Raw genomic sequence first — 26,582 nt, forward strand, 5'->3', positions numbered from 1 at the left:
TACTTATTACTTATTACTTATTACGGGATGTCGGGATGGAATGTAGTAATGATTTATTTGAACTGACATTGTCTCAGATGGATATTTATCTGGATCAAATCAAGACGATTACTAGCCCCAAATTTAATATCGGTGGATATATAAAGCTACGCAATATTGACGGCAGCCGTTTGGCCATGGCGCATCAAATATTGATTGAACGCTATGACGCATTCGGCATCCGCATCGTTGGCGATAGCCGGCAGCCCATGCAGTCGATCTCCGGTAACAGAAATACAGGGTTGCCGATCGTCGATTTCTCTACAGATCCTGCCGGTAGAGAAAAAGCGTTGGCGTGGGTGAATAATGCGTTTTCCACGCCGTTTCATTTGGAGAACAGCGAATTATTTAACGCCTGGCTGATCAGAATAGATGCATCCGAGAGTTGGTATGTCGGTATAGCTCACCATATTATCAACGATGGTTTCGGATTTATTAACTGGACGAAACGGCTCGCCGATATTTATAACCACGAGAATCCACCGGTCGGGTTGCGTTGGCACGATATCGCCACCCGTGATACTGATTATGTGCACAGCGAAAAATATCTGGCGGATCGACAATATTGGTCTGAATGGCTGCAGCGCACGACGGCAATGCGTTTGAAGCCGGTTCATTCGGCGACGGAAAATGAAAGCCACAATAAAACCAGCGGTCGTGAAATTCGTTATATGGCTCGCCAGGTCTATAACCAATGGGTTTCCGTGGCCCAAGAGCACGGCCTTACGCTTTATCACCTGATAGCCGCCGCGATTGCCATCGCTTTTTTTCGCAGTGAAAACACCGATCAGGTCGCTATCGGTATTCCGGTACACAATCGCCGTGGCGGCGAGCAGAAGAATGTCATCGGCGTATTTACCAATATCACCCCGCTGTATCTGGACATCGCGGCGGATATGCGCGTTTTGGATGTCGCCATGCAGGTCAAAGCACGGCAGAAGCAGGGGATTAGCCATAACCGCTTTCCATTGGGGCATATTTCACAACTGGCGGCCGGGCTTCATCACGCGCGTCATGTTTTTGATGTCAGTTTCAATTATCTCAAGGTTGGCGGCGGCGTCGTCTTTGGCGAACAGCCATCCGAACTGTTTTATTTGAGCCACTACCATGACGATACGCCATTGAATATCACGCTGTGGGAATCTGGCAGTGAGCAGGAAATAGAATTTCATTTCGATTACAACTTCCGGTATTTCAATGCCATCGAGTCGCAACGGCTGGCAGACAGAATGATGTCCCTCTTCGACGTCTGCGCCCGTGCTATAACGGAGAATGTCTGCCAGATTGCGATGTTGCCCGCACCCGAACGGCGATTAATACGGCAGTTTGCCGCCAATCAACCCGCAGGGCTTTCGCCGCAGGTTCCCACTTCGTTCCTGCATCTGCTGGTAGAACGTCAGGCGGCGATGACGCCCGATAACGTGGCGCTAATCGAACCCTCAGGTCACAGTCTGCGCTATGTTCAGCTTAACCGGCGGGCGAACCGGTTAGCCGGATACCTGCGGCAACAGGGGGTTTGTACCGGCGATCCGGTGGTTTTGTGCGCGTCTGCCGGGTGTGACGCCACGGTCGGCATGCTGGCGATACTGAAATCAGGCGCCGTTTGCGTACCGGTCGACCTGCGGTATCCCGCGCAACGTATTCAGTACGCCATCACTCAGTCAGGCAGCCGTTTTGTGCTGGTGGATACCCATGCGAACGGGTATGAGCGGCTAAGCGCGCTTCCTCATGGCTGTCGCGAGATTGCGCTTTGTCGCCCGCCATGCGATGACGACGAGGCGCAATGCCCGGATATTGATCCGCATGCCGTGGCATTAACGCCGGATTCCGCCGCGTACATCATCTACACCTCCGGTTCGACGGGAAAATCGAAAGGTGTTGAAGTGGTTCACGGCGCGTTGGCCCAACATATTTTGAATATCAACCGCTGTTATCGCATTGGTGCCGCCGATCGTTGTCTGCAAACGGCGTCGATCAGTTTTGACGCGGCGCTGGAACAGCTGTTTGTCCCCCTGAGCTGCGGCGCGTCGGTACATTTTGTCGACCTGCGGATGAATGACGTCGATAGTCTGGTTTCCTTTATTGAACAGCGCCGTATCACCGTCGCCGATTTAACGGCGTCGTATGTGAGTGAGTTCCTGAATCTGTATGCGGCAGCCAGACCCCAAGCCCTGCTCAGGTTATTGATTGTCGGCAACGAATGTTTTTACAGCACGGTATTGCGTCGATGCCTGGCCGTTAATCTTGCGGACAGAGTCATTAATGCTTACGGCCCGACCGAAGCGGTAATTACCAGTACGCTCTATGAAGTGCAACGGGATGCGTTGCCATCCGGGGTCACGGTTCCTATTGGGCGAGCCGTTCCCGGTAATCGAACGTATATTGTCGGGCGGCATGGGCAACTGAATCCGATCGGCAGTATCGGCGAATTATTGATTGCCGGAGAGAGTCTGGCGCGTCGTTATATTCATGACGATGAACTCACCGCCAGTAAATTTATCGTCAGGCAGTTTATTCCGGGCATTAATGAACGCTGCTATGCCACGGGCGATTTGGTTCGTTTCCGTGAAGATGGAAATATCGAATATATAGGCAGAAAAGACGGTCAGTTAAAAATCAGAGGGCATCGTGTCGAGCTACTTGAAATAGAGTCTGCACTGCTGAATATTGATGAAGTCAAACATGCGCTGGTTAATTATCAGCACCATGAGCAGGAGCACGGCCGTCTGGTTGCTTATGTCGTTCCCCGCACGGAGCCGTCGCCGCCCGCGATGGTGACGAAAACGATTAAGAGCAAACTCCGCGCCCGCCTGCCGGATTATATGATCCCATCGCAAATCATTATTAAGCCGCAATTTCCCCAACTTCCTAATGGAAAGATGGATGTCAACAGTATTATCAATACGCCGGTGGATTATGACGATGTTATTTTTAAACCGGTAACGCCCGTCGAAATCAGGCTGGAAAAATTGTGGCGTGAAATACTATCGCTGGATGACGTGGATATTCATACCAGCTTCTTCAGCCTGGGGGGAGATTCACTGCTGGCTATCCGCCTTAATGCCAGCATCAAAGATGTCTTTAGCGTGTCTATTCCTGTGGAGCTGATTTTTAATTATCCCACCCTTCATGAAATGGCGATGAATATCGACCTTATCCGCGATCGCGTTACCCATCACGAAAACCATATTCAGTCTCAATTTAATACCGAGGGATTTCTATGAGTGCTATCAACATTATCAATAAAGCGAGAGAGTCCGGGGTATTTCTCTATGTGAATGAGGGGCGGTTGGCGTTTAAAAGTCAGGGTGAATTAAGCAGCGCTCTGAAGGCTGAAATCATTATGCACCGGGATGAAATTATCGCCCTGCTGGTGAATTACCAACGGTCGGCACAGGCGATGGCAGCCGGTGCGCCGGTGATGAAACATCGCACGATACAGGAAAAAAGGCCGGTGACTTTTGAGCAGCAGCGGATGCTGGTGCTGGACACGATTTCCGCGCACAAGCAGAGCTACAACATGGCGGCGTTGATCACGCTGTCAGGGCCATTGGATCGCGCCGCGCTGGAGCGTGCCATCAATACGCTGGTGGAACGCCATGAGGTGTTGCGCACCCATTACCGATTCGACGAGCAGGGGTACTATGGCGTTCTTCATGCCCATGCGGAAATCGCGCTGGCGATTGACGATCTGACGTCGTTACCCGCACCGCAGCGGGAAGCGCGCTTGGCGGCGCTGGCGCAGGAAAGCGCGGAACAGGCGTTTGATCTGGCCGGTGATAGTCCGTTGCGGGTCAAGCTGGTCAGCGTCGGAGAACGGGAACATCGGTTGCTGATCACGTTGCACCATATCGCCTTCGACAATGTGTCGATGGCGATTTTTTGTCAGCAACTCAGTACCGCCTACAACCATGCCGTCAATGCCGATGAAGCGCCGTTAGCGGCGTTGCCGTTGCAGTATGCCGACTACGCGGATTTCCAGCTCGCCCAGTTGAACATGCACCACGACAGGCTGAAGCATTTCTGGCATGAGCGTCTGCACGGTCTGCCCGTACTGCACGATCTGCCGCTGGACTATGTTCGGCCGGCGACGTTGTCAGCCGCGGGTAAATGTTATCGCGAACGTTTGCCGGCGGAGCGGGGCCGGCAAGTGAGCGCGCTGGCGGAGAAAAGCCAGACGACGGTTTTTGCCGTGCTGCAATCGATATTTGCCGTGTTCCTGCACCGTTACGGCGGGGCGGAAGATATCGTCGTGGGGACGCCGGTCAATAATCGAACGAACAGCGAGCTGGATGCGCTCATCGGTTTGTTTGTGAATACCCTGGTCATCCGCTCGGAAATCCATTCGGACGATACTTTCGAGCAGTTTCTGGCCAATAACAGCGCGATGATCCAGCAGAGTCTTGCTCACGCCTTGTACCCGCTCGAACAACTGGTCGAAACGATGAAGGTTGAACGCAGTCTGAGCCACAACCCATTGTTTCAGATAGTTTTTGTCTATCAGGATGAACGGCATGAACTGCTTCATCTGCATGATTTGCAGTGCCGAATTGAGGAGCTTCATACCAATACGGCCAAGTTCGATATCGTCCTGACCCTCAGCCATCACCACGATGGTCTGTCGCTCAACTGGGAGTATTCGACCGATCTGTTCGATGCGACGTCGATTGCAAACATGTCCCGCAGTTTCATCCGGGTACTGGAAAGCCTCTGCCGCCACCCCGAACAGACGATTGGCGCCATCGCGCTGCTTGACGCCAGTGCGGCGGCGGCGAACATTGCTGCCGCCGATGCTGCGCGTCAGTGCTACACGCCCGAACTGACGTTGGATCGCCTGTTCGATCGTCAGGCTGAACGCTATCCGCAAAAAATAGCGCTGGAACTGGGCGAACACGCCCTGGGTTATGCATCGCTAAAGACGGCGGCGGAACATTTGGCGCAGCGGATTGTCGACGCCGGTATTCGGCCGCAGTCCCGGATTGCTATCGTGGCGGATCCGTCGTTTGAGATGATCATCGCCATTCTGGCGGTACTGAAGGCGGGGTGCGCTTATATTCCAATCGACCCTGCCAGCCCCGCAGCGCGTATCCGCTATATTGCACAGGATGCCGCCGCCGATGCGGTGCTGGTCACGGAACAGACCCAGGCGCTGGCGCCCGCCGAATGCGGGCATTGTCTGCGCATTACATGCGAGCATGAGCCGACGTCGGCAGCGGCGTTTACGCCGGCGACCATCACGCCGGACGATCCGGCCTATGTCATTTACACCTCGGGATCGACCGGTAAACCGAAAGGTGTGGAAATTACGCACGGTAATGTCGCGCGGCTGTTTGATGCCACGGAGCGGCAGTTCGGTTTCCGCTCTCAGGATGTCTGGACGCTGTTCCACTCTTTCGCCTTTGATTTTTCCGTATGGGAAATCTGGGGCGCGTTGTTATTCGGTGGAAAACTGGTGCTGGTTCCCCGGGAAGTGAGCCGGGATCCGGATGCGTTTTACGATCTGGTGGCGCGTCGGGGAGTGACGGTGCTCAATCAAACGCCGACCGCGTTTAATCCGTTCATCGCCGCCGATGGGAGACAACCGCGCCCTCTGGCGTTGCGCTACGTTATCTTTGGCGGCGAAGCGCTAAATCTGATGAGTTTGCGGCCCTGGCTACAGCGTCATGGCGACCGGCAACCGCAGCTAATCAACATGTACGGCATAACGGAAACCACGGTACATGTCACCTACAAGCCGTTGACCTGCGAAGAGATAGCATCGGGTCGCGGCAGCCTGATCGGCAAACCGTTGGACGACCTGTCGCTCTATCTGCTCGACGCTTCATTACAACCGGTGCCGGACGGCGTCGTCGCCGAGCTGTTCGTCGCCGGCGGCGGCCTGGCCAGAGGGTATCTGAACCGGCCGGAAATCACCGCCGAGCGCTTTATTCCCAATCCGTTCAACCCGCAGGAGCGGCTCTATCGTACCGGCGATCTGGCCTGCCGCTTGCCTTCGGGAGAGTTCCGCTATCATGGCCGTTGCGATCAGCAGGTAAAAATTCGCGGTTTCCGGATTGAAACCGGCGAAATCGAATGTGCCCTGTTGCAGCATCCGCAGGTGCGCGAAGCCGTGGTCATGGTGTATGAGCCGGAAGAACACGGGCCGCAACTGGTGGCCTATGTGGTGGAGGAGAGTGGGGTGAGCCACAGCCAGTTACAACAGGCGCTGAGACAGCATCTCAGCGCTACGCTGGCTGAGTATATGATCCCGTCGCTGTTCATCGCGACGCCAGACATTCCTCTGACGATTAACGGTAAGGTGGCGCGTCATTTGCTGGCGAAACCGGACTTCAGCGCGCTCTTCGAGAGTAGTTTTGTGGCGCCGGATACCTGGCTGCAACAGCAAATGTGTGAAATCTGGCAGCGTACTCTGAATGTATCCCGTGTCGGGGTTGATGATAATTTCTTTGCCCTCGGCGGCGACTCGATTCGCGTTATTGGCATGGTGGCGGCGGCCAAAGACGCGGGTATTGCGCTTTCCGCCAAGGATGTGTTTGCGCACCAGACGATCGCCCGGCTGTCGGCACACCTGGAGCAGCAACAGCGCCAGACGGTGGAGGATGTTCGCCCGGCGCCGTTTGCGCTGCTCAGTGCGCGGGAACGCGCGGTGCTGGACGGGCTGCCGATGACCGGCACCTTGCAGGATGCCTACCCGTTGACCCAATTGCAGAAAGGGATGGTTTTCCACAATCAGCGCGACGGTGATAAAGCGACTTACCACGATATTATGGGCCTGCAACTGTCTATCACATGGCATCAGCCCACCTTCCTGGCGGCGTTGCGCGTACTGGTCGAACAGCATGACATCTTGCGCACCCGATTCGTGCTGCACGGCGACGCCATGCTGCAAGTGGTGGAAACAGACGCTGAGCCGGAACTGGAATGCTTCGATTTACGCGGCATGGCGGCGGCGCAGGCGCAACAGGCGATTGACGCATGGATGGAAGGGGAAAAAGGCCGGGCGTTTGATGACGACGGCCGCTTGTGGAAAGTCACGGTGCATGTGTTGAACGATGACGAGATCAACTACACCCTGACGTGCCACCACGCGATTATGGATGGCTGGAGCGTCGCATCGTTTAACAGCGCGTTGTTTAAACAGTATCGCAGCGCCTTGCTGCAACAACCTTGCGCGGTGGCCCAAGGGTTGCCCTACAGCCGGTATGTCGCCAGTGAAATGAGTGCGGCGCGTTCCGTGGCGGCCAAAGATTACTGGCAGCGGACGTTGGATGGCGCAACGTTGCCCTGGTGGCATCGTAGCGAACGGGGGCGCATTCTGCTGCAACCCGTGGCGATAGACGAGGAGGTCAACGCCGCGCTCATTAAACTGGCGCGTCAGTTGCAAGTACCTGAATCCACGCTGTTTCTGACCGCACATCTGTTTATGCTGGCATTCCTGAACGGCAAGAAAGAGGTCGTGACGTCGATGGTGACGCATCAGCGACCGGCCGTCGCTGGGGGCGACAGTGCGCTGGGCTTGTTCCTCAATTCGGTGCCGTTGCGCATGACGCTGAACGCCGGCACGCCCTGGCGGCAGCTGATTAACGACGTCCGCCAGCAACTGGCGGCAATGGCGGAATATAGTGATTACCCGCTGGCGAATATTCAGAAGGATACGTCGCTTGATTTCTCTTCATCGCTGTTTAATTTTACCCATTTCCATACCTACAATGCATTGACCGATTCAATAAAATTAGTTAAGGAACAATCGTTTACAGAAACAAACTATGCATTTGCCTCGCAGTTTTCCAGGAATGTCACCACGCAGCGTTATGAGTTGTTGCTGGAGCTGGACAGCTCGGTGTTTGACCCGGCATTTTCACAGCGCATTGCGCGGTACTACGTCATCCTGCTGCGGCAGATGGTGCTTCAACCGGGGCAGGCTGCTGATTACTACGCGATTTTGGGGGACGACGCATGTTTACGTTTGCGGCAGCAGGTGCAACGCCCGATCGAACGGTTTCATCCCGGTCTGTGTATCCATGAGCTGTTTGAGGCGCGTGCGGCCAGCCATCCGGAGAAAGTGGCGCTGACATTCGCCGATGAAACGCTGACGTATCGACAACTGAACCAGCGCGCCAACCAGTTAGCCTGCTGGCTGGTGGAGCAAGGGGTCGGGGCGGACAGCCTGGTCGGGTTGTGTCTTGAGCGTTCGCTGGACATGGTCATCGCTATCTACGGCATTCTTAAAGCCGGCGCCGCCTATGTACCCCTTGATCCGGAAGCGCCGGCCCAGCGTTTGCAGACGATGATCGCCGCGGCCGGGATATCCCAGGTGATTACCTCTGCTGATGTCGCGCCGACACTCAATCTGGCGCGTCACGAACATTTGATTATCGATGATGCCGACACGGTTCTGATGTTGCAGCGCTACTGTGCCGACAATATTGATAAGGCCAGTCTGCGTCTGACGCCGCAGCATCTGGCCTATGTTATCCATACGTCGGGGTCTACCGGCACGCCCAAGGGCGTCATGGTGGAGCATGCCGCGCTGGTCAACCGCATCGGCTGGATGAACAAGGCCTATCCGCTTGGCGGCGATGACGTGATCCTGCAAAAACCCCATTCGGTTTTGATGTTTCGGTGTGGGAATTCCTCTGGCCGTTGACGCATGGCGCGTCGCTGGTTATCGCCAAACCGCACGGACACAAAGACCCGTACTATTTGGCGGATCTGATCGTCTCCCGGGGCGTGACCATCATGCATTTCGTCCCTTCCATGTTGCGGGCGTTTTTGAGCATCGACGAATGCCGCGGTTGTACCGCGCTGCGGCATGTCATATGCAGTGGCGAGGCGCTATCAGTGGACGTGGTCGAGGCGTTTCATCACACCTTGCCCACGGCGCGGTTGCATAATCTGTATGGCCCGACGGAGGCGGCGATCGATGTCACTTACTGGGATACGCGCGATCGCACCCAGGCCAGGACGGTACCGATTGGTTATCCGATCGATAACTTGCGGATCTATATCCTTAATGACGAGAAAAAGCCGATGCCGCAAGGGTGTCCAGGCGAGTTGTATATCGGCGGGGTGGGATTGGCGCGCGGGTACCGTCACCGCGATGACCTTACCCGCGAGAAATTCTGTCAGATTGACGATCCGCTGTTTAACGGGGAACGTGTTTATCAAAGCGGCGATTTGGCGGTGTATCACCCGCAGGGGGAAATCGAATACCTCGGCCGTATCGACGATCAGGTCAAGATCAAGGGATTCCGCATTGAGCTGCAGGAAATAGAACAGCAGATCGCCGGGTTTCAGCCCGGTGCGCACGGCATCGTGCTGGTCAGGACGCAACATCACGACAAACAGCTGGTGGCGTATGTCGCCGGCGTCCGCGATGTCGATGCGCTGCGCGCATTCCTCTGCACGCGGCTCAACGACTACATGATCCCCGCCCATTTTGTGGTGCTGGCGAGCATTCCGCTCTCGGTAAACGGTAAGGTTGATCGCAAGGCACTGGCGGCGATAGTGATCGACGACATGGCGGCTGCCGAGTTTGTCGGCGCGTCAACCCCGATGGAGCAGGCGCTGGCGCAGGTTTTTGCCCGGGTACTGGAAGCACCGCGCATTAGCATGCGGGATAATTTCTTTGCACTGGGGGGGGATTCCATTCGCAGCATCGCGCTGGTGGCCGAATGTCGGGCCAGAGGCATGCACATGAGTATTCAGGATGTTTACAAATACCCTCAGGTGGATCGGCTGGCGGAATATCTGGCGTCCCGGCAACAGATGCACGATGACGCGGTGTTGGTCGGCCCGACGGCATTGTTGAGCGATGAGGATCGGCGTCGGCTGCCTGACGATATCCAGGAGGCTTATCCGCTGACGACGCTGCAAAAAGGACTGGTGCTGGAAAGCCAGTTAGCAGCGGGCAGCGCGGTCTATCACGATATCGTGGTCTATACCGTCGACGATACTCTTGATTATGCTGCGTTTTCGCAGGCGCTGAGCGAGGTACAGCAGCGGCATTCGATACTACGAACCTGCTTTGATTGGTCAACGTTCAGCGAGCCGTTGCAAATAGTGCGTGCTGGTCAGTGCAACGGGCTGACGTGGGTGGATGTGACCGCGCTGTCGCCATCGCAACAACAGCAAGCGTTGGACGATTTTCTGGCGCAGGAAAAACGGCATGAATTCGACTGGACGGCACCGTTAATCCGTTACTTTATCCATCAGATCTCGACGACGCGCTATCAGTTCACGCTCAGTTTTCATGACTCCATGCTGGACGGCTGGAGCATCAATGCGTTGTCTTCCGAGATATTCGATCGCTATTTTGCACGTCGACAGGGGCAGCCCCTGGCCGAGAAATATCGATTGCCGGTACTGCCGTATCGACAATATGTCGCGCTGGAAATGGCCGCGTTGCCGCGACAGCAAGATCGTGATTACTGGCGCGACAAACTGGCTGATTTTACCTTTACCTCACTGCCGTTTACCGGGGCAGGCACAGACCATACCATTCGTTATGCGGAGGTCGAGTTTGCCCCCGAAGTGTCCCACGGGTTGCTGAATCTGGCGGCGCAGATGGGTGTCCCGGTGAAAGTTGTCTTGCTGGCGGCCCATATGCGTGTACTGGCGTTTATCAGCGGCCAATACCATGTGGTATCCGGGTTAGAGCAGAATGGACGGCCGGAAATGGCCGACGCCGAGCGCACGCTGGGGCTGTTTTTGAACACGCTGCCGTTCCGGCTGGAACTGCTGCCGGGTACCTGGAAAGATCTGGTGCGTCAGGTGTTTGAGGAAGAAATTGCGCTGATGCCCTACCGCCATTACCCCATGGCGCAAATGCGTCTGGACAACGGGATTGGCAATCTGTTCGAGGTTGTCTTCAACTATGTGCATTTCCACGTCAGTCAGGACACGATGGCCCGGCACAGCCAGGCGCTGGCGCAGCTGGATTCGGTACTGGAAACGGAGTATCCGCTGCGTGCCGAATTCAGCCGGGATACGCAGCACGGGCAGGTGGCGCTTAGCCTGCATTACAATCCGAGCCGCATCGGCCACGACGAGGTAGACATTATCCGTCATTACTACCAGCAGGTGCTGGGCGCGCTAGCGACCGACAGCGATGCCGACTGGCTGGATTTGTCACTGCTGACCGCAGAACAGCATGACAACATCATGCACCGCTGGAACGATACCCACTATACGTTGCCGTCCACGATGAGTATTCATCAGTTACTCGAGCAGCAGGCCTCAGCGACGCCGGATCGCATCGCCGTCATTGAAGGCCCTCGTCAGCGCAGCTATCGGCAGTTGTCTGATGACGCCAACCGGATTGCCGGCGCGTTGCAACAGCAAGGGGTGAAACCCGGTGACGTCGTCGCCCTCTATGCCGAACGCAGCATCGATTTCCTGACCGTTATGCTGGGGATCTTCAACGCCGGCGCCGTCTACTTGCCGCTGGATGTGAATCACCCTGGTGAGCGGATCCGAACCATTCTGGCACAGTGCGACAGCCGCATGGTGATCGCGGAATCGAACCATGTTGCCTCGCTGAGCGCGATAGCCGCCGGATCGCCGTCCTTCCCCGAGATGCTCACGATCGCCGATCTGCAGTCGCATGCATCGACGGCGTTGCCGCCCGCCGTGCGTTACGATCTTAATGATGTGGCCTATATCATTTTTACCTCGGGTTCCACAGGCACGCCCAAGGGGGCGATGGTGGAGCACATTGGGCTTATCAACCATGTCTATGCCAAGATGCGTGATTTATCGCTGACGTCGGCGGATATCGTGGCCCAGAATGCTTCCCAGTGCTTCGATATTTCTATCTGGCAATTTCTGTCCCCATTGGCGTTCGGCGGGTGTGTTTGCATCTGTCCGGATGAGATTTCACTGGATGCGCGCCGCTTGATTGCCACCGTGGCCGCACAGGGGATTACGATTCTGGAACTGGTGCCTTCGCTACTGAAAGAGGTGATCAATCAGTTGGAGGACGCGCCGGAAATCCGTGGTCAATTGGCCCGGTTGCGCTGGCTGGTGCCGACCGGTGAGGCTTTGCCGCCGCAACTGGCCAGGCAGTGGCTGGCGCTGTTCCCGCAGGTGCCGATCCTCAATGCTTACGGCCCGACGGAGTGTTCCGATGATATTACCCATTATCCGATCGTGACGCCGCCGGCGGCGGACGTCGTTAATATGCCGATTGGCAGGCCGGTGGTTAACATGCGGATGTATATCCTTGATAGCCGCAGAAAAAGGGTGCCGGTGGGCACCGTAGGGGAACTGTATGTTTCCGGTATCGGCGTCGGCCCCGGCTATATCAACAATCCGCAGAAAACGGCGGAGGCGTTTATCGACAACCTGTTCGACGATGGCTATTCCCGCCTGTATCGCACGGGCGATCTGGCCCGCTATCAGAAAGACGGAACGATTGAATTTCTGGGGCGCGTTGACCATCAGGTGAAGATCCGCGGATTCCGCATCGAACTGGGGGAAATCGAAGCCAGCTTGCGGCACTACCCCTACCTCAACGAGGTCGTGATCGCCGTGGTGGAAAACAACCGGCATGACCGGCAACTGGTGGCTTATGTCAGTTTGAAACATCGCAGCGAAGCCGAACTCGCCGCCGAATACACCGCTATCGTCAACGCGCTAACCGCATTGCTGACGGCGAACCTGCCGCAATATATGGTGCCCGCGCATATTGTCCTGCTGACGGCGTTGCCGCATTTGTCGAACGGCAAGATCGATCGCAAATCGTTGCCGGATTACCGTTTGCATATGCCTGCCGTTGCACTGGCCGCGCCGCCCACAACGCCGCTGGAACACCAGATCGCCGCCCTGTGGCAGGATCATCTCACTATCGAATCCATTAGCATGGACGACAATTTCTTCAATGTCGGTGGTCACTCGCTGATGGCGATGCGCCTGGTGAGCGACATGAATAAAACGCTGGGTATGAACGCGGGAGTGAGAGAGCTGTTCATGCATCCGACGCCGGACTACTGGGCGCGTAAAGCCGAACTGCAGCGGGAACTGGCTTGCAACAGCGAGACCGCCACCGACAACGGCGACGATGACTCAGGCATTGAGATGGAGTTTTAATGTGATGGATATCATTGAGATAGTACGTTTCTGCAATACGCATCGCATCAGGCTTTCGGTAGAGGGGGGGCGTTTAAAGTTGAAGTCGTCAGCGCCGATCACCGACGAGCGGTTTATTGCCAGTGTCAAAGCGCAGAAATCAGCGCTGCTCGCTCTGTTAGCGGCACAACGCGACGGCAGTGACGACGAGCGGGCTTCCGTTATGGATGAGGATCGGTCATCGCTGTCCTATGCGCAGCAGCGTCTGTTTCTGCTGCATAACATGGATCCGCAGTCCGGCGCTTACAACATGCCGAACCAGATCGACGTGCGGGGAAAATGGGATCGCCAGGCATTTGAAGGCGCCATCCGGCTGCTGGTTGCACGCCATGAGGTATTAAGAACCACCTTTCAGGCCGAAGCGGGGCGGATCTGGGCGCATATTCATGACGACCGTTATCCGGCGATAGCGTATCAGGACTTGAGCGATTACTCCGGCCATGAGTTGGATGAACAGGTTCGGCTACGGAGCCAGGCGGAAGCGTTGCGCGCGTTTGATTTGCAACGGGACATCCCATTGCGGATCACCTTACTGCAACGAGCGCCAGAGCATGCCGTCCTGCTGTTTACCTTGCCGCATATTGTTTCCGACGGTTGGTCGATGGGGGTGCTGGTCAGAGATTTTTGCCAGTTATATCGCGGTCTGGCTGGCGGGGAAGCGCAGCCGCTCGCACCGTTGCGGCATCAGTACGCCGATTACACCCACGGGCAGAAAGCCTATTTTTCCTCTCACGCGATGCAGCAGTCCATCAATTATTGGCGCGAAAAGCTGGCCCGGTTGCCGTTGTGCCATAGCCTGCCGACGGTGTTTGACGGCAGGGAGAAGAAGGCGTCGTTGGGGGAGAAACTGACGCTACGGCTTGACCCGCCGCTGCGCGACCGCATTACGGCGTTTTGCCAGCATCACAATGTCACGCTGTTTATCTTTTTGCAGACCGTCTTTGCTCTGCTGGTTTCACGCTATGGCAATGAGCGCGACGTCGTCGTCGGTTTTCCTATTTCCGGCCGTGACGACGAGCGGTTTTTCGACAATATCGGCTGTTTCGTCAATACGTTGCTCGTCAGAACGCGGATCGATCCCGACGACTCGTTTCTGACTCTGCTCACGCACAATACGTTGACGATTGTCGAGGCATACGAACATCAGCGAGTGCCGTTCGACATGTTGGTGGAGCAGCTGAATCCACAACGGACTTACCAGTGCAATCCGCTGTTTCAAATCCTGTTTACCTTGCAGAACAATGACGCGGTCGCGGCAGTGCTTCCCGATGTCACATTGACGCGGCTGGAGAATCAGACCGCGTTACTCAAGATGGATCTAGAGGTTAGCGTAACGGAAACGGAGCGCGGTATTCAGATCGAGTGGCTGTATAACCCGAACCTGTTTGAACGCTATGTGATGGAAGGAATGCTGGAGAGCTATCAGACGTTGATCCGTGGCGCGCTGACTTCGCCGGACGCCGGGGTTGAGGCGTTGCCGCTGTTGTCTGCGCCAGCGGCGGACGATCTCTTGCGAGCCGGCCGGGCCGGGCCGTCCGCACCGGCTGATGAGTGCCTGCATCAGATGTTCGAGGCGCAGTGCCAGCGTTCGCCGGAGGCGGTAGCGGCGGTTTTCGGCCATCGGCGCGTCAGTTACCGGCTCCTGAATGCATCAGCCAATCGCCTGGCGCGCCAGTTACAGCAAGAGCATCAGATCACGCCTGATACGGTCATCGGTTTGTACTGCCAGCGCAGCGCCGACATGTTGGTATGCCTGCTGGCGATCCTGAAAGCCGGGGCGGCCTACCTTCCGCTTGATCCCGGTTATCCGGAGCAGCGTATCGCCTATATGTTGTCCCATTCCGGCATCAGACTGGTGCTTACGACGCCGCAACTGGCCGCACGTTTGCCGGCGGGCCCGGAGAATAAGGCGCTGATACTGGATGAATCGTTGTGGGTTGATGAATCTGACGCTGAGCGCTACCCGAACCTGGGCCCATGTTCTTTAGACAGCCTGGCTTACATCATCTACACCTCTGGTTCGACCGGCACCCCGAAAGGCGTCATGATCGCGCACCGTGCGGTCGTCAATTTCCTGCGCTCGATGGCGCAGTCGCCGGGATTCAGCCATCAGGATCGCCTGCTGGCGGTGACGCCGATAAGCTTTGATATTTCCGTGTTGGAGCTGTTTTTGCCGTTGAGCTGCGGCGGGCAGGTTGTTATCTGTGCCGAGCAGGATAGCCGTAACGCGCAGACGCTGAGTGAGATGCTGCTAAAACATCAGATAACCGTTATGCAGGCCACGCCGGCCACCTGGAAACTGTTGCAGCAAAGCGCTTTCTGGCGGGCGCATCGGCGGTTGAAAGTGCTATGCGGCGGTGAAGCCATCAGTCGCGAGCTGGCCGGGGCGCTGTGCGACAATATGGGATCGTTCTGGAATATGTATGGGCCGACGGAAACGACGATCTGGTCAACCGCGGGGCAAATCCATACCGCCGGCGGCGATATCACCATCGGTCAGCCGGTCGCCAATACCGTCTTGTATATCCTGAATGAACGTCAACAGCTGTCGCCGGCCGGTGTCGCCGGCGAGTTGTATATCGGCGGCGATGGCCTGTCCCGTGGCTATTACCAACGGCCCGATTTGACGGCTGAACGTTTTACGGCCGATCCGTTCGCGCCGGCAGGGCAGGCGCGTATTTATCGAACCGGCGATGTCGCTAAATGGAATGCGCACGGGGAGATTACGGTGCTCGGGCGCAGCGATAGCCAGGTGAAAATCCGTGGATACCGCGTAGAGCTGGGGGAAATCGAAAGCGCCTTGCTATTGCATGAGTGGGTCTGCGACGCGGCGGTCAGGCTCAGCGCCCGTCATGAAGGCATGCTGGTCGCTTGTGTTGTGCTGACGCCCGCCTTGCGTCAGCGTGCCGACCTGGACAAGGCGATGTTGATCGAGGCGTTCAGAGAAAGCGTATCGCAACGGCTGCCTGATTATATGGTGCCGCATCAGTATCTCTTTATCGATGCATTGCCGCTGACGCCTAACGGTAAAGTCGATCGCCATGCTCTGCCTGATATCACGCAGGTGATGGCTTCCTCTGCGCATTACGTCGCCGGACGCAACGACCGGGAAAAACGGCTTTGCCACATTTGGGAACAGATATTGGATGTCGGGCAGGTCGGCATCCATGACAATTTTTTCAGCCTGGGCGGAAACTCTCTGACCATGTTCAGACTGTTCAATGAGATGAAAAACAGCGGATTCACATTCACGCTTGAGGATCTCTTCAGGTATCAGAGCATCAATGAACTGGAGAGCCACGCCCGCCAGCCGCTTGATGTGCGCGCGATCGCTGTTCCAGAATCCTCCGTCGTCGTGCGGCTCAATCACTCATCAAGCCCGCGCACGATATTCTGTGTCCATCCGGAAGGCGGTATCGCTACCTGCTATTCCGCCCTCGCCGGGCGACTGGCTGACTACGCGCAGTGTTATGGTCTACAGGCCCCGGCGATATTCGGCGATTTTGGCCCCAGCACCATCGACAATCTGGCGAACTACTATGTTGACGTCATGCTGCGCCAGCAGCCGACGGGGCATTACCGTATTCTGGGATGGTCGCTCGGCGGCAGCATCGCCTGGCAGATGGCGGTTCAACTGCGTCGTCGTGGTTATCAGGTGGATTACCTGGGCGTTTTTGACTCGGAGCTGCCGATTATGGCCGCGGTAGGCGAACGGGAGCGTCTTGCCTGGGCGGCATTGGTTAACGATTTCAGCGCGGATGGCTTGTCTCTGGATGAGGCGTTGCTGGCGTCGTTGACGCCGGCCGGCCGTAAGGATTATCTGCTGGAGCAAATCGCGATCGGTAAGATTCGGCCTGAAGGCATCACAGAGGAAATGACCGGCCGTTATCTGGATTATCTTATCGATGTTAAACACTCAAAGTATGACACCCACTTAACGGCGGCCAACATTGATATGGATTATTACGCCATCGAAAACAGTATCTATGCTGTACCAGGCCGGTATCGCGGCTGGGATGATGTCTCGACGGGCAGGGTGACGCTGCTGCCTGCTCAGGGCAGCCATCTGACCATGCTGCAACCGCCGTTCGTAAACGAATTATCCGACACCTTGCGTACACGGCTGGGAGGAGTGGCAGATGAGTGATACCCGATCGGTTTACCCGATAAAGCATGCCTTGGCACGCTCGGCGTCCCCGGACAATCCGTGGTTCAAACGGTTAAACCTCTGCCCCCGGCCGCGACTGCGGCTGTTTTGTTTTCCTTATGCCGGGGGCAGCGCTTCGGTCTTTCGCCGTTGGCCTGCTTTTTTCACGGAGGATATCGAGTTGATCGGTGTGCAGTATCCGGGGCGCGCTGAGCGCTATAACGAAACGCTTATCGCCGATTGCGACCAGATGGTCGATGCGATTTATACGCATATCCCCTCGTTGCTGGATATTCCGACCGTGTTTTTCGGGCACAGTAACGGGGGATTGATCGCCTATGAACTGGCGCGGAAACTGCAGTCCGCAAGCGGCTATGCGTTGTCTCATCTGTTCCTTTCCGCCAGTCGCTCGGCGGCCGATCGCCATGTGACGACAAAGCGTTCGGCGTTGAATGACGAAGCGTTGATTCGCGAATTGGTCAGCCTTAACGGTACGCCGCCAGCGCTGCTGGAGGATCAAGAGATGTTGGCGCTTTATCTTCCTATTCTGCGTGCCGATTTCGCGATTGCGGACAACTACCGCTACTGCGCTACGCCGTGTCTTAAGGGCAATGCAACCGTCCTGTACGGATTGCAGGATGACAGCATGTCGGCGGCCGATATCAACGGCTGGCAGAAAATTATTGATGGAACGGTCGATGTCATTCCCATTGACGGGGGGCATTTTTTTATTCATGAGTCTTTGGCGCTGGTGATGTCTCACGTTAAACATCAACTTTATGGGCTCCCCGGTTAGCGAATTTTTAGCCCCGTGGAATCACCTATTCCCATCTGTTTATGGTGACGGGAAAAACCGGCGACGGTTATCTCCAGGCGACGACCGCTAGACATACGTTGTCGCCGGCACGGATTCTACGCCAGCGTAGCCTCACCCTCAGGTGTAACGGTTGTGGAAAGGGGCCGTATTTTCGGTGAGGTTGCACCGGGAGGAATGTGAACGCATGCGCACAGCAGGGCGGAGACCGGAAAAACCGCGCACGTAGCCATCGGGCCTGTACCCTGATGCGGTTGTCTGTCGTGAGAAGCCGCCTGTTTCGACGTGCAAAGAGGGAGCCGTCGTTCGGGCCTGCCACGGAGTAGAGCGCGGGGAGGAAGAGCTAAATCCGGAATGGTGCGACCGAGTGGACTCGAACCACCGACCCCCACCATGTCAAGGTGGTGCTCTAACCAACTGAGCTACGGTCGCATTTTGGTGTCATCAACAGGATGTTGAATCTAATTAACCCATTGATATGTATTAATTATTTATTCCATATAGCGGAATGGGCGCGATTATGGACGGGTTGGGGCAGAATGGCAAGCGCTTTGTCCTGGCGTAACGATCAAGTGATGAATGTTTCGCCGAAACCCGGTGCGGCGCCCGCAATACCTGATCTTTAAAAACACATTTGACCTGTTCTGCGAAGTGCAATATCACAGCCGATTCAGGCTGGGACAACATTGATGGATGTACATGCCCACAGAATGTGGTTTCCCGTCAGGCATAAAAAAACACCCGGATAACCAAGCGATTATCCGGGCGTTAGAATTTGGTGCGTTCAATTGGACTCGAACCAACGACCCCCACCATGTCAAGGTGGTGCTCTAACCAACTGAGCTATGAACGCATTTATAATGCCGCTGCCAGCGTGACAGCGGGGACGAATATTAACGGGCCGGATGTCCGCTGGCAAGAGGAAAAACACAAAATTGCCGCCCTTATCAGTCCGATTGACGAGCTTGTAGTCAAGGCGTTGTTTTTTTCACCACTTGCCATTTAGCGTGCCGCGCGAGTCAGCGTCAGTTCCGCCGGCTGGCGCTGTACCCAACGAATGCGCGATACCATCATGATGGCGGAGGAGGTCAGCCCGATGATGAATCCGCACCAGAATCCGGCAGGGCCCATGCGTGGTACTAACCAATCCGTCAGCGCCAGGATGTAACCGCTTGGCAACCCCAATACCCAGTAGGCGATAAAGGTAATGAAGAAGATGGCTCGGGTATCTTTGTAACCGCGCAGTACGCCACTGCCGATGACCTGAACGGCATCGGATATCTGATACACCGCCGCCAACAGCATCAAGTGCGACGCCATCGCGACCACGTCTGGATTTTGGTTATAAAGCAGTGCGATAGGCTTGCGCAGCGTGATGGTGAAAATAGCGGTGCAGATAGCCAGCGCTACCCCTGACAAAATACTGGTATGGGCGGCGATGCGTGCCGCATCGACCGAGCCTTGCCCCAAACGATGACCGATACGAATGGTTGCGGCGACGCCAAGGGACAAGGGAAGAACGAACATCAACGAACTGAAATTGAGTGCAATTTGGTGCCCGGCGACTTCCACCACGCCGAGCGGCAGTACCAATAAGGCGACAATTGCAAACAACGTGACTTCGAACAGCATCGCTAGGGCTATCGGCAACCCCAGATTGAACAATCGTTTGAGTGTTGACCAGTCTGGCCGCCAAGTGGTTTTGCGCTGACGAATATCGCGTTGCCAGTAAGACCGCTGCAGATATCCCGCCAGTAACAGCAGCATGACCCAATAGACCGTGGCGGTCGCCACACCACAACCGATGCCGCCCAGTTCCGGCATACCAAGCTTGCCGTGGATGAAGACGTAGTTGATAGGAATGTTGATCAGCAAGCCGATAAAACCGATCACCATACCCGGCTTGGTTTTGGACAACCCTTCGCACTGGCTGCGTAAGACTTGATAGAACAGGTAGCCTGGCACACCCCACAGCAACGCATGCAGATAGCCAATGGCTTTTTCCGCCAGTTCTGGCGAGCCGTTATTCATTAAATGGATCGCATGTTTCCCTTGAGCCAGCGCAAACATCGTGACCACTGAGATTGCCGCAGCCAGTAGAAACGCTTGCCGGGTTTGATGAGCGATACGATCACGTCGGCCGGAGCCATTGAGATGCGCCACAACGGGCGTCAGCGCCATCAGTAATCCATGGCCGAACAGGATGGCCGGCAACCAGATCGACGTGCCCACCGCGACGGCGGCCATATCAGTGGCGCTGTAGGAGCCTGCCATAATGGTATCGACCACCCCCATGGCGGTTTGGGATACCTGAGCGATGATGACGGGGATCGCCAGTGATAATAACTGACGCGCTTCTGACAAATACTTCTGCACGCGGACACCTTCCTGAAAAGGATGGAGAGATATCTCCTTCAAGAGAAAGACAATCATCCTTATATGTATAAAAAAAGGAATAATATTGTAACGACTTATGGCGCGTAAACCAATGATTATCAGGATTTTTAGACAGCATTGCCGATAAAATTGGGTGAGGCTCTTCCTCGAAAGCGCTTTTTTCGTTCGGGTGACAATCCTGTTTGGTTTTCCCGCCAATATCATGCAAACTGCCTGATAGTTTAGTCATTAACGGCTAAAGAACCTCGTCCATGACCTGTCGCTGCATCGAACCTGAAACCTATTGTGAAATGTCGTGAAAAACGGTTGTCGCGTTTTTTCGAGCCATTTCTATGGTGCGATTTAGTGATGTTGCGCGGGCATCGACGCCTGTTTTTCCTTGATTCAAGAGGCAAGATCCATGTTTACCGGTATTGTGCAGGGCACGGCGACGGTCGTGTCTATTGATGAAAAAGCGAATTTTCGTACCCATGTGGTGGCGCTGCCTGAGGAACTGTTGCCTGGGTTGGTGCCCGGCGCATCTGTGGCCCATAACGGTGTCTGTTTGACCGTCACGGCTATTGATGGTGGGCAGGTGAGTTTCGATCTGATGAAGGAAACGTTGCGGTTGACCAATCTTGGCGACCTGGGTGTAGGCGATAGCGTTAACGTCGAGCGGGCAGCCAAATTCGGTGATGAAGTCGGGGGGCATGTGATGTCCGGCCATATCATATGCACTGCGGAAGTCGTCAAAATCCTGACATCAGAAAACAATCATCAGATATGGTTCCGTCTGTCGGATCCGTCGCTCATGAAGTATGTGTTGCATAAAGGGTTTATCGGTATTGACGGCATTAGCCTGACGATTGGTGAAGTCACCCGCAACCGCTTTTGCGTACATTTGATTCCGGAAACGCTGAATCGCACCACGCTGGGGCGGAAGCGTCTGGGCGATCGCATCAATATTGAAATCGACCCGCAGACGCAAGCGATTGTCGATACGGTTGAGCGGGTGTTGGCCCAGCAGGCACAACACACTTCTGTGACCACAGACGTCGAGGCAGGATCCTGAACGAAAGCCGTGGGCAGAACCGTTTGTCATGCCGCACGGTGAAACCTGTTCCGCATCCTGAATAAAAAATACGGTGCAGCTAGATAGCCGCACCGTATTTTTTATCCGTGCCGGATAGCCAGTCTGTTCTTCCTTTCCTAGCAGCCGTTAACGCGGCACACGTATTCCACCTTCCACGCCAGAGACGCTAAACAGCACTTGCCAGAGCTGAATATTGCGTGCACGAAACGCACCGGCACAGGCATTCAGGTAATAGCTGAACATACGGTGAAAGCGTGCGGGGTAGTGCCCAGACAGTTTTGACCAATGTTGTTGGAAACGTTCATTCCAGGCCATCAGGGTACGATCATAATCAGCGCCGAAGCTGTGCCAGTCTTCCATAATCAGATACGGTTCGCTGGTTTGCGCAATATGGCGCACCGATGGCAGGCAGCCATTGGGAAATATGTATTTGTTAATCCAGGGGTCGACTTTCAGGTCGGTCTGATTGGCGCCGATGGTATGTAACAAAAACAATCCATTAGGCTTGAGATTGCGGCTGACTACGTGGAAGTAGGTGTCGTAATTCTTCGGCCCTACGTGCTCGAACATGCCGACGGAAACGATGCGATCAAACTGGTGATTGAGGTCACGATAATCCAGCAGTTGAATATCGACGTCCAGATCCTGACAGCGTTGCTGCGCCAGTTTTTGTTGCTCGCGGGAGATGGTTACGCCAGTCACGGCAACACCGTAATAGCGTGCGGCGAATTCAGCGAGGCCGCCCCAGCCGCAACCGATATCCAGCAGTGTCATTCCCTGGCGTAGTTGTAGCTTTTCGCAGATCATGCGCAATTTGTCTTGCTGAGCCTGCTCCAGCGTTTCGGCTTGTTTCCAGTAGCCGCAGGAGTATTGCATGTACGGATCTAACATCTGGGTGAACAGATCATTGCCAAGGTCATAATGCTCCTTGCCGACGATCCAGGCGCGACGTCGGGATTGCAGGTTGGTCAGCCGCGCCGTGAGTATCCGGAGAGTATCCCGCCAGCGGACAGGCAGACGGTTCTCCAGCCCCGCCCGCAATACGCGGTGGAAAAACATATCCAGTCGCTCACATTCCCACCAGCCGTCCATGTAACTTTCACCCAATCCCAACGAACCTTCGCGCAGAATGCGCTTGTATAAGTCAGGATTTTTGACCTGAATATCAAACGGGCAAGAGCCGTTGACGGTGATACCGGCAACCGACAGCATTTCGTTGATAATCTGGAACCAGGATGATTCAGGAGTACCCAGTTCCTCCACATAAGATGAACTCATAACTTCTCCCTACCTTGTCAGAATGATGTCGAACAAGGAACAACGTAGACAATTTTACCCGTAACGGTATCGGTGGAAAAAATCCATCGTCTACCTCTGATGTTCTCAGAGGAAAATAAGAGAAAAGCCGGTGCGAAGGGCATCTATCCCTGGTCGTGATGAACAGTGCGACGACCAATAGACAGGATAGAAAAAGATCGATCTTTCTTGATTACGAGTGTTGCGAAAGACAATGACAAGTGTATGACTGCTTCGTCCTGTGGACAAGTCCCGCTTGGGGCGAAGCAGTGTTGAAGGTTTAGAAATCGGCGTTGAATAAGAAAGTCATCTGACTAACGGCGGTAATCCCGGAATGGGCCGTCAGAAACTGAGCGCCGCTCGATCAGCGTTGGATGGACTTCGATCATCTGCGATTCTTCTCGTTTGCTGGTGATGCGATCGAGCAGCATCGAGAATGCCGCCTGCCCCAAACGTTGTTTAGGTTGATGGATCGTGGTCAACGCTGGCGTGAAATAGCGGGAGTGCCGGACGTTATCATACCCGATCACCGAAATATCCTGCGGTACGCGCAATCCAATCTCATCGGCGGCGCAGATGGCGCCCATTGCCATGATATCGCCGCCGCAGAAAACGGCGGTCGGGCGTTGTTTCTGCGCCAGAATCTGATGCATAGCCCGGTAGCCGGACTCCGGCTCGAAGTCACCCTGAACTATCCACTCTTCCCGGATGGGAATGTCCGCCTCTTTCAGTGCTTTGAGAAAACCCAGATAACGGCCGCTGCCTGTATTTCGTTCTTGTGGCCCGGGAATGACGCCGATATCGCGATGACCTCGTTCGATCAGATACCGCCCGGCCATATAGCCGCCGGAAAAAGCGTTGTCGATGATGGTATCGGTGAAATCACTGTGTGCTTCACCCCAGTCCATCACTACCATGGGGATATGACGATAATCTGCCAACATCGTCAGTAATGCTGGTGGATATTCCGCACACATGACCAGCAGCCCGTCGACACGTTTTTGCGCCAACATGGAAAGGTACGCGCGTTGTTTATCCAACTCATTGTGGGAGTTGCATAACACCAGCGTATAGCCTTTGGCATAACAGCTGTTTTCCACCGCTTCAATGATCTCGGCGAAGTACGGCGCTTCACTGGAGGTCGCCAACAGCCCGATTGATTTTGTATGGTTGACTTTCAAACTGCGTGCGACGGCGCTGGGGGAATAATGTAGTTCTTTAATGGCCGCACGTACTGCGGCTTTGGTCTCTTCGGCGACGAAACGTGTTTTATTGATCACGTGAGACACGGTTGTGGTCGAAACGCCAGCACGTTTTGCCACATCTTTGATCGTTGCCATGCAGAATGACTCCTGAACCTACTTGTTACAGCAGTAAGTATATTGTTAATCGTTTGCCTGCGTGGATCCTGCTTTTGCCTGGACAAAAGTCGGATTTCAGAAGGAGAGTGCCGAGAGATACCTGAAGGGCAGGGCTGACGCTTCACCAACGCAAACGCAGTGTGTTCGGTAAACTGCGGATTTTGTCTGATCTGGGCGGAAAGTGGAAGAGGTAATTCATATTATCTCTGTGACAGATAAGCAGGTTTTTTCTGTGTAATCCGGTAATAATGCTGCCATCGTGCTATAGAGCGCATGAACTATACTGTTCCCGATGCATGTTCGGTAGCTTAATTATCAAGATGACCCGAAAGTGAATTAAAGGAGAGTGCTATGGATACCAATCTGAAAATGTCGCTATTTACGACGTTCGTCTCACTGACCGTCATCGTTATTATGGGGTTGACTGCGGTTCTTAACTGATACGGTGAAAAGCGTCTGATAAGCGGTATCCGCAGTCAGAGCTTGTGTTTTCTGAGAACCTCTCGCTTTACGGCGGGAGGTTTTTTTGTCTCTCTAAAAAACCTCCCGAGTAAAGGAGCTTATGGTCTTACGGTTGCAGAAGGCGACTTAACGGATGGTTTTTGGGGTCACGACACGGCGAGCGCCAACATAATGCTCTTGCCAGTAATCTTCGCTTAACTTGCTGATTTTAATATCAGCACCGGAGCGAGGCGACTGAATAAAACGGCCATTGCCCAGATAAACCCCTACGTGATCCGCTGCTCCCCGGTTAGTGATACGGAAAAACACCAGGTCGCCGCTTTCCAGTTCGGCCTTCTTGATGGGGGCGGCGTCGCGTAGATGAAACATTTCGTTGGCGGTACGCGGAATCGGGATTTTCACCAGATCTTTGTAGGCGTAATAGACCAACCCGCTGCAATCAAAACCGGCAGACGGCGAAGAACCACCCCATTGGTAATGTTTACCAATCTGGCTCATCAGTTTGCTCATTGCCGCAGTTTTCGCGTGTTGATAGCGCTTTTTATGTACGGCATTTAAGGCCAGCGTTGTTTTATCCTGCTTGCCCTTCGTCGTTTTGCCGTGTACGGCGCTGATGTTTTCACCGTCGCTTTCCGCCAGGCCTTTTTTGTGCTTATTAGCCGCCTGGGCCGCCTCTGGTTTCTTGATGGCAGCGGCATGACGATTTTTCTGGGCGGTTTCATGTATGTTGTTTTTATTCCCGCCATGAGCGACCGGTTCTTGTTTGATGACGGTTTTATTGGCCTGATGTGACTCTTTCGCTGGTGCGTTTCTACTGTTGGCGATGCGGTTTGCCTGAGGCGACATCACTTTCTTTGTCGATGCGCTGTCGGTATGTGTGGTTTTCTTGTTGTGAGAGGGGGCCGCAGTTTGGTCTTTTGTGGTTGTTTTACTGTCGATGTTTTTGGATGCGGATTTACCGTGGCGAGCTACAGCCGGCGTCAGTGTGTTTTTTTTCACATCCTCTTTTTTCTCTGGTGCGGAAGCAACGCCTTTTCTGGCGCTTTTGACCAGCTTATGTTTTTTGGCTGCTTCATCAGCATTGACGTTATCCACGCTGGCTTTGCGCGGTGATGCCGCTGAATGTGTCGCTGCCTGAGCCAAAGAAAAAAGGTTACTGAAAACCAATAAAAAAAGCGTAATAAGTAAACGCATCATTATTCTGACCGAATGTTGTCCTCAATCGTTCAATCCGCAGAGTATTCCTGAAACTGGTTCGATAAAAAAGTCGGATTCGGTGTTTCTTCATTACAAAATAGTGAGAAATCATTAATGGCAGCTTTTTACTGTGCAATTGTTGCCCTGCCCGTCGATAATTCCGCCAGTTCAAGAATGCCCATCGATAACCCTACAAAAGATAGCGTTTTTTTGTCGTTGTCGCTATCGTTAAAATACGGAACGTCAGCGGCGGTGTTGTAATACCCGCCGCTAGTCATATGACCGGACGTCCGGTCATCTCGCGCTTGAGGAAGCAATAAATGACGACAACTCTCGAAAAAATTCAGCGTCAGATCGCTGAAAATCCGATTCTGCTCTACATGAAAGGTTCACCGAAATTGCCGAGCTGTGGTTTTTCCGCACAGGCAGTGCAGGCGTTGTCGGCATGTGGGGAGCGTTTCGCCTACGTTGATATTCTGCAAAACCCGGATATCCGCGCCGAATTGCCCAAATACGCCAACTGGCCGACATTCCCCCAGTTATGGGTCGACGGCGAGTTGATTGGCGGTTGTGATATCGTCGTTGAAATGTATCAGCGCGGCGAATTGCAAAAATTGATCAAGGAAACTGCGGCCAAGCACCAATCCCAACAGGATGATCAATAAGTAC

12 protein-coding genes and 2 tRNA genes are annotated in these 26,582 nt (G+C 54.7%); 8 read left to right on the forward strand and 6 right to left on the reverse strand.

Features of this window, described 5'->3' with window-relative positions:
* The first annotated feature begins 35 nt into the window (after nucleotides 1-35).
* Genes DPA2511_RS08625 through DPA2511_RS21375 form a run of 5 tightly spaced genes read left to right on the forward strand, consistent with a single transcriptional unit; the run spans nucleotide 36 to nucleotide 18,110 of the window.
* The gene (locus DPA2511_RS08625) at nucleotides 36-3,263 is read left to right on the forward strand and encodes a non-ribosomal peptide synthetase (RefSeq protein ID WP_012765290.1); all 3,228 of its coding nucleotides are present in this window, start codon (nucleotides 36-38) and stop codon (nucleotides 3,261-3,263) included.
* A complete protein-coding gene (locus tag DPA2511_RS08630) occupies nucleotides 3,260-8,686 on the forward strand; it encodes a non-ribosomal peptide synthetase (protein WP_023638258.1) in 5,427 nt (1,808 codons plus the stop codon). The genes DPA2511_RS08625 and DPA2511_RS08630 overlap by 4 nt, the downstream gene beginning before the upstream one ends.
* Nucleotides 8,662-13,128 carry a non-ribosomal peptide synthetase gene (locus tag DPA2511_RS08635; protein WP_023638259.1) on the forward strand — a complete coding sequence of 1,489 codons (4,467 nt, stop codon included), beginning with the start codon at nucleotides 8,662-8,664 and terminating at the stop codon, nucleotides 13,126-13,128. Before DPA2511_RS08630 ends, DPA2511_RS08635 begins: the two co-directional genes overlap by 25 nt.
* A gap of 4 nt (nucleotides 13,129-13,132) precedes the next feature.
* Complete coding sequence (locus DPA2511_RS21370; RefSeq protein ID WP_012765292.1) at nucleotides 13,133-17,314, forward strand: non-ribosomal peptide synthetase; 4,182 nt, start codon at nucleotides 13,133-13,135, stop codon at nucleotides 17,312-17,314.
* Entirely contained in the window at nucleotides 17,307-18,110 is an 804-nt protein-coding gene (locus DPA2511_RS21375) for a thioesterase II family protein (protein WP_012765293.1), read from the forward strand. The genes DPA2511_RS21370 and DPA2511_RS21375 overlap by 8 nt, the downstream gene beginning before the upstream one ends.
* A 373-nt stretch (nucleotides 18,111-18,483) precedes the next feature.
* On the opposite strand, the gene DPA2511_RS08650 is transcribed toward DPA2511_RS21375, so the two are convergent.
* The 3 genes from DPA2511_RS08650 to DPA2511_RS08660 form a co-directional block, all read right to left on the reverse strand.
* A tRNA-Val gene (locus DPA2511_RS08650) sits at nucleotides 18,484-18,560 on the reverse strand.
* A gap of 344 nt (nucleotides 18,561-18,904) precedes the next feature.
* Nucleotides 18,905-18,981, reverse strand: a tRNA-Val gene (locus tag DPA2511_RS08655).
* Nucleotides 18,982-19,130: 149 nt separating this feature from the next.
* Nucleotides 19,131-20,504: an MATE family efflux transporter gene (locus DPA2511_RS08660; RefSeq protein WP_012765294.1), complete on the reverse strand. Its 1,374-nt coding sequence runs from the start codon at nucleotides 20,502-20,504 to the stop codon at nucleotides 19,131-19,133.
* A gap of 421 nt (nucleotides 20,505-20,925) precedes the next feature.
* Here DPA2511_RS08660 and DPA2511_RS08665 point away from each other — a divergent pair, with 421 nt between their 5' ends.
* Nucleotides 20,926-21,576 carry a riboflavin synthase gene (locus tag DPA2511_RS08665; RefSeq protein WP_012765295.1) on the forward strand — a complete coding sequence of 217 codons (651 nt, stop codon included), beginning with the start codon at nucleotides 20,926-20,928 and terminating at the stop codon, nucleotides 21,574-21,576.
* Nucleotides 21,577-21,723: 147 nt separating this feature from the next.
* On the opposite strand, the gene cfa is transcribed toward DPA2511_RS08665, so the two are convergent.
* Nucleotides 21,724-22,875 (reverse strand): cyclopropane fatty acyl phospholipid synthase, encoded by a 1,152-nt coding sequence (gene cfa, locus DPA2511_RS08670; RefSeq protein WP_012765296.1) that lies wholly within the window; start codon nucleotides 22,873-22,875, stop codon nucleotides 21,724-21,726.
* A 332-nt stretch (nucleotides 22,876-23,207) separates the two neighbouring features.
* The gene (gene purR / locus DPA2511_RS08675; RefSeq protein ID WP_012765297.1) at nucleotides 23,208-24,233 is read right to left on the reverse strand and encodes an HTH-type transcriptional repressor PurR; all 1,026 of its coding nucleotides are present in this window, start codon (nucleotides 24,231-24,233) and stop codon (nucleotides 23,208-23,210) included.
* Between the two features lie 372 nt (nucleotides 24,234-24,605).
* On the opposite strand from purR, the gene cydH reads away from it, so the two are divergent.
* Nucleotides 24,606-24,695: a cytochrome bd-I oxidase subunit CydH gene (gene cydH / locus DPA2511_RS23415; RefSeq protein WP_023638260.1), complete on the forward strand. Its 90-nt coding sequence runs from the start codon at nucleotides 24,606-24,608 to the stop codon at nucleotides 24,693-24,695.
* 147 nt (nucleotides 24,696-24,842) lie between these two features.
* Here cydH and DPA2511_RS08685 read toward each other — a convergent pair whose 3' ends face one another.
* Entirely contained in the window at nucleotides 24,843-25,913 is a 1,071-nt protein-coding gene (locus tag DPA2511_RS08685; protein ID WP_012765298.1) for a C40 family peptidase, read from the reverse strand.
* A 320-nt stretch (nucleotides 25,914-26,233) separates the two neighbouring features.
* Here DPA2511_RS08685 and DPA2511_RS08695 point away from each other — a divergent pair, with 320 nt between their 5' ends.
* Nucleotides 26,234-26,578, forward strand: a complete 345-nt coding sequence (locus tag DPA2511_RS08695) for a Grx4 family monothiol glutaredoxin (protein WP_012765300.1) — start codon at nucleotides 26,234-26,236, stop codon at nucleotides 26,576-26,578.
* Nucleotides 26,579-26,582 lie beyond the last annotated feature (4 nt).

This window comes from Musicola paradisiaca NCPPB 2511, assembly GCF_000400505.1.
In the GTDB taxonomy this organism is placed as follows: domain Bacteria; phylum Pseudomonadota; class Gammaproteobacteria; order Enterobacterales; family Enterobacteriaceae; genus Musicola; species Musicola paradisiaca.

Excerpts from the sequence above, each read along its gene's own strand:
- DPA2511_RS08695 (WP_012765300.1), top strand. The coding sequence starts at position 26,234 with ATGACGACAACTCTCGAAAAAATTCAGCGTCAGATCGCTGAAAATCCG.
- DPA2511_RS21370 (WP_012765292.1), top strand. The coding sequence starts at position 13,133 with ATGGATATCATTGAGATAGTACGTTTCTGCAATACGCATCGCATCAGG.
- DPA2511_RS08625 (WP_012765290.1), top strand. The coding sequence starts at position 36 with ATGGAATGTAGTAATGATTTATTTGAACTGACATTGTCTCAGATGGAT.
- cydH (WP_023638260.1), top strand. The coding sequence starts at position 24,606 with ATGGATACCAATCTGAAAATGTCGCTATTTACGACGTTCGTCTCACTG.
- DPA2511_RS08630 (WP_023638258.1), top strand. The coding sequence starts at position 3,260 with ATGAGTGCTATCAACATTATCAATAAAGCGAGAGAGTCCGGGGTATTT.
- purR (WP_012765297.1), bottom strand. The coding sequence starts at position 24,233 with ATGGCAACGATCAAAGATGTGGCAAAACGTGCTGGCGTTTCGACCACA.
- DPA2511_RS21375 (WP_012765293.1), top strand. The coding sequence starts at position 17,307 with ATGAGTGATACCCGATCGGTTTACCCGATAAAGCATGCCTTGGCACGC.
- cfa (WP_012765296.1), bottom strand. The coding sequence starts at position 22,875 with ATGAGTTCATCTTATGTGGAGGAACTGGGTACTCCTGAATCATCCTGG.
- DPA2511_RS08685 (WP_012765298.1), bottom strand. The coding sequence starts at position 25,913 with ATGATGCGTTTACTTATTACGCTTTTTTTATTGGTTTTCAGTAACCTT.
- DPA2511_RS08665 (WP_012765295.1), top strand. The coding sequence starts at position 20,926 with ATGTTTACCGGTATTGTGCAGGGCACGGCGACGGTCGTGTCTATTGAT.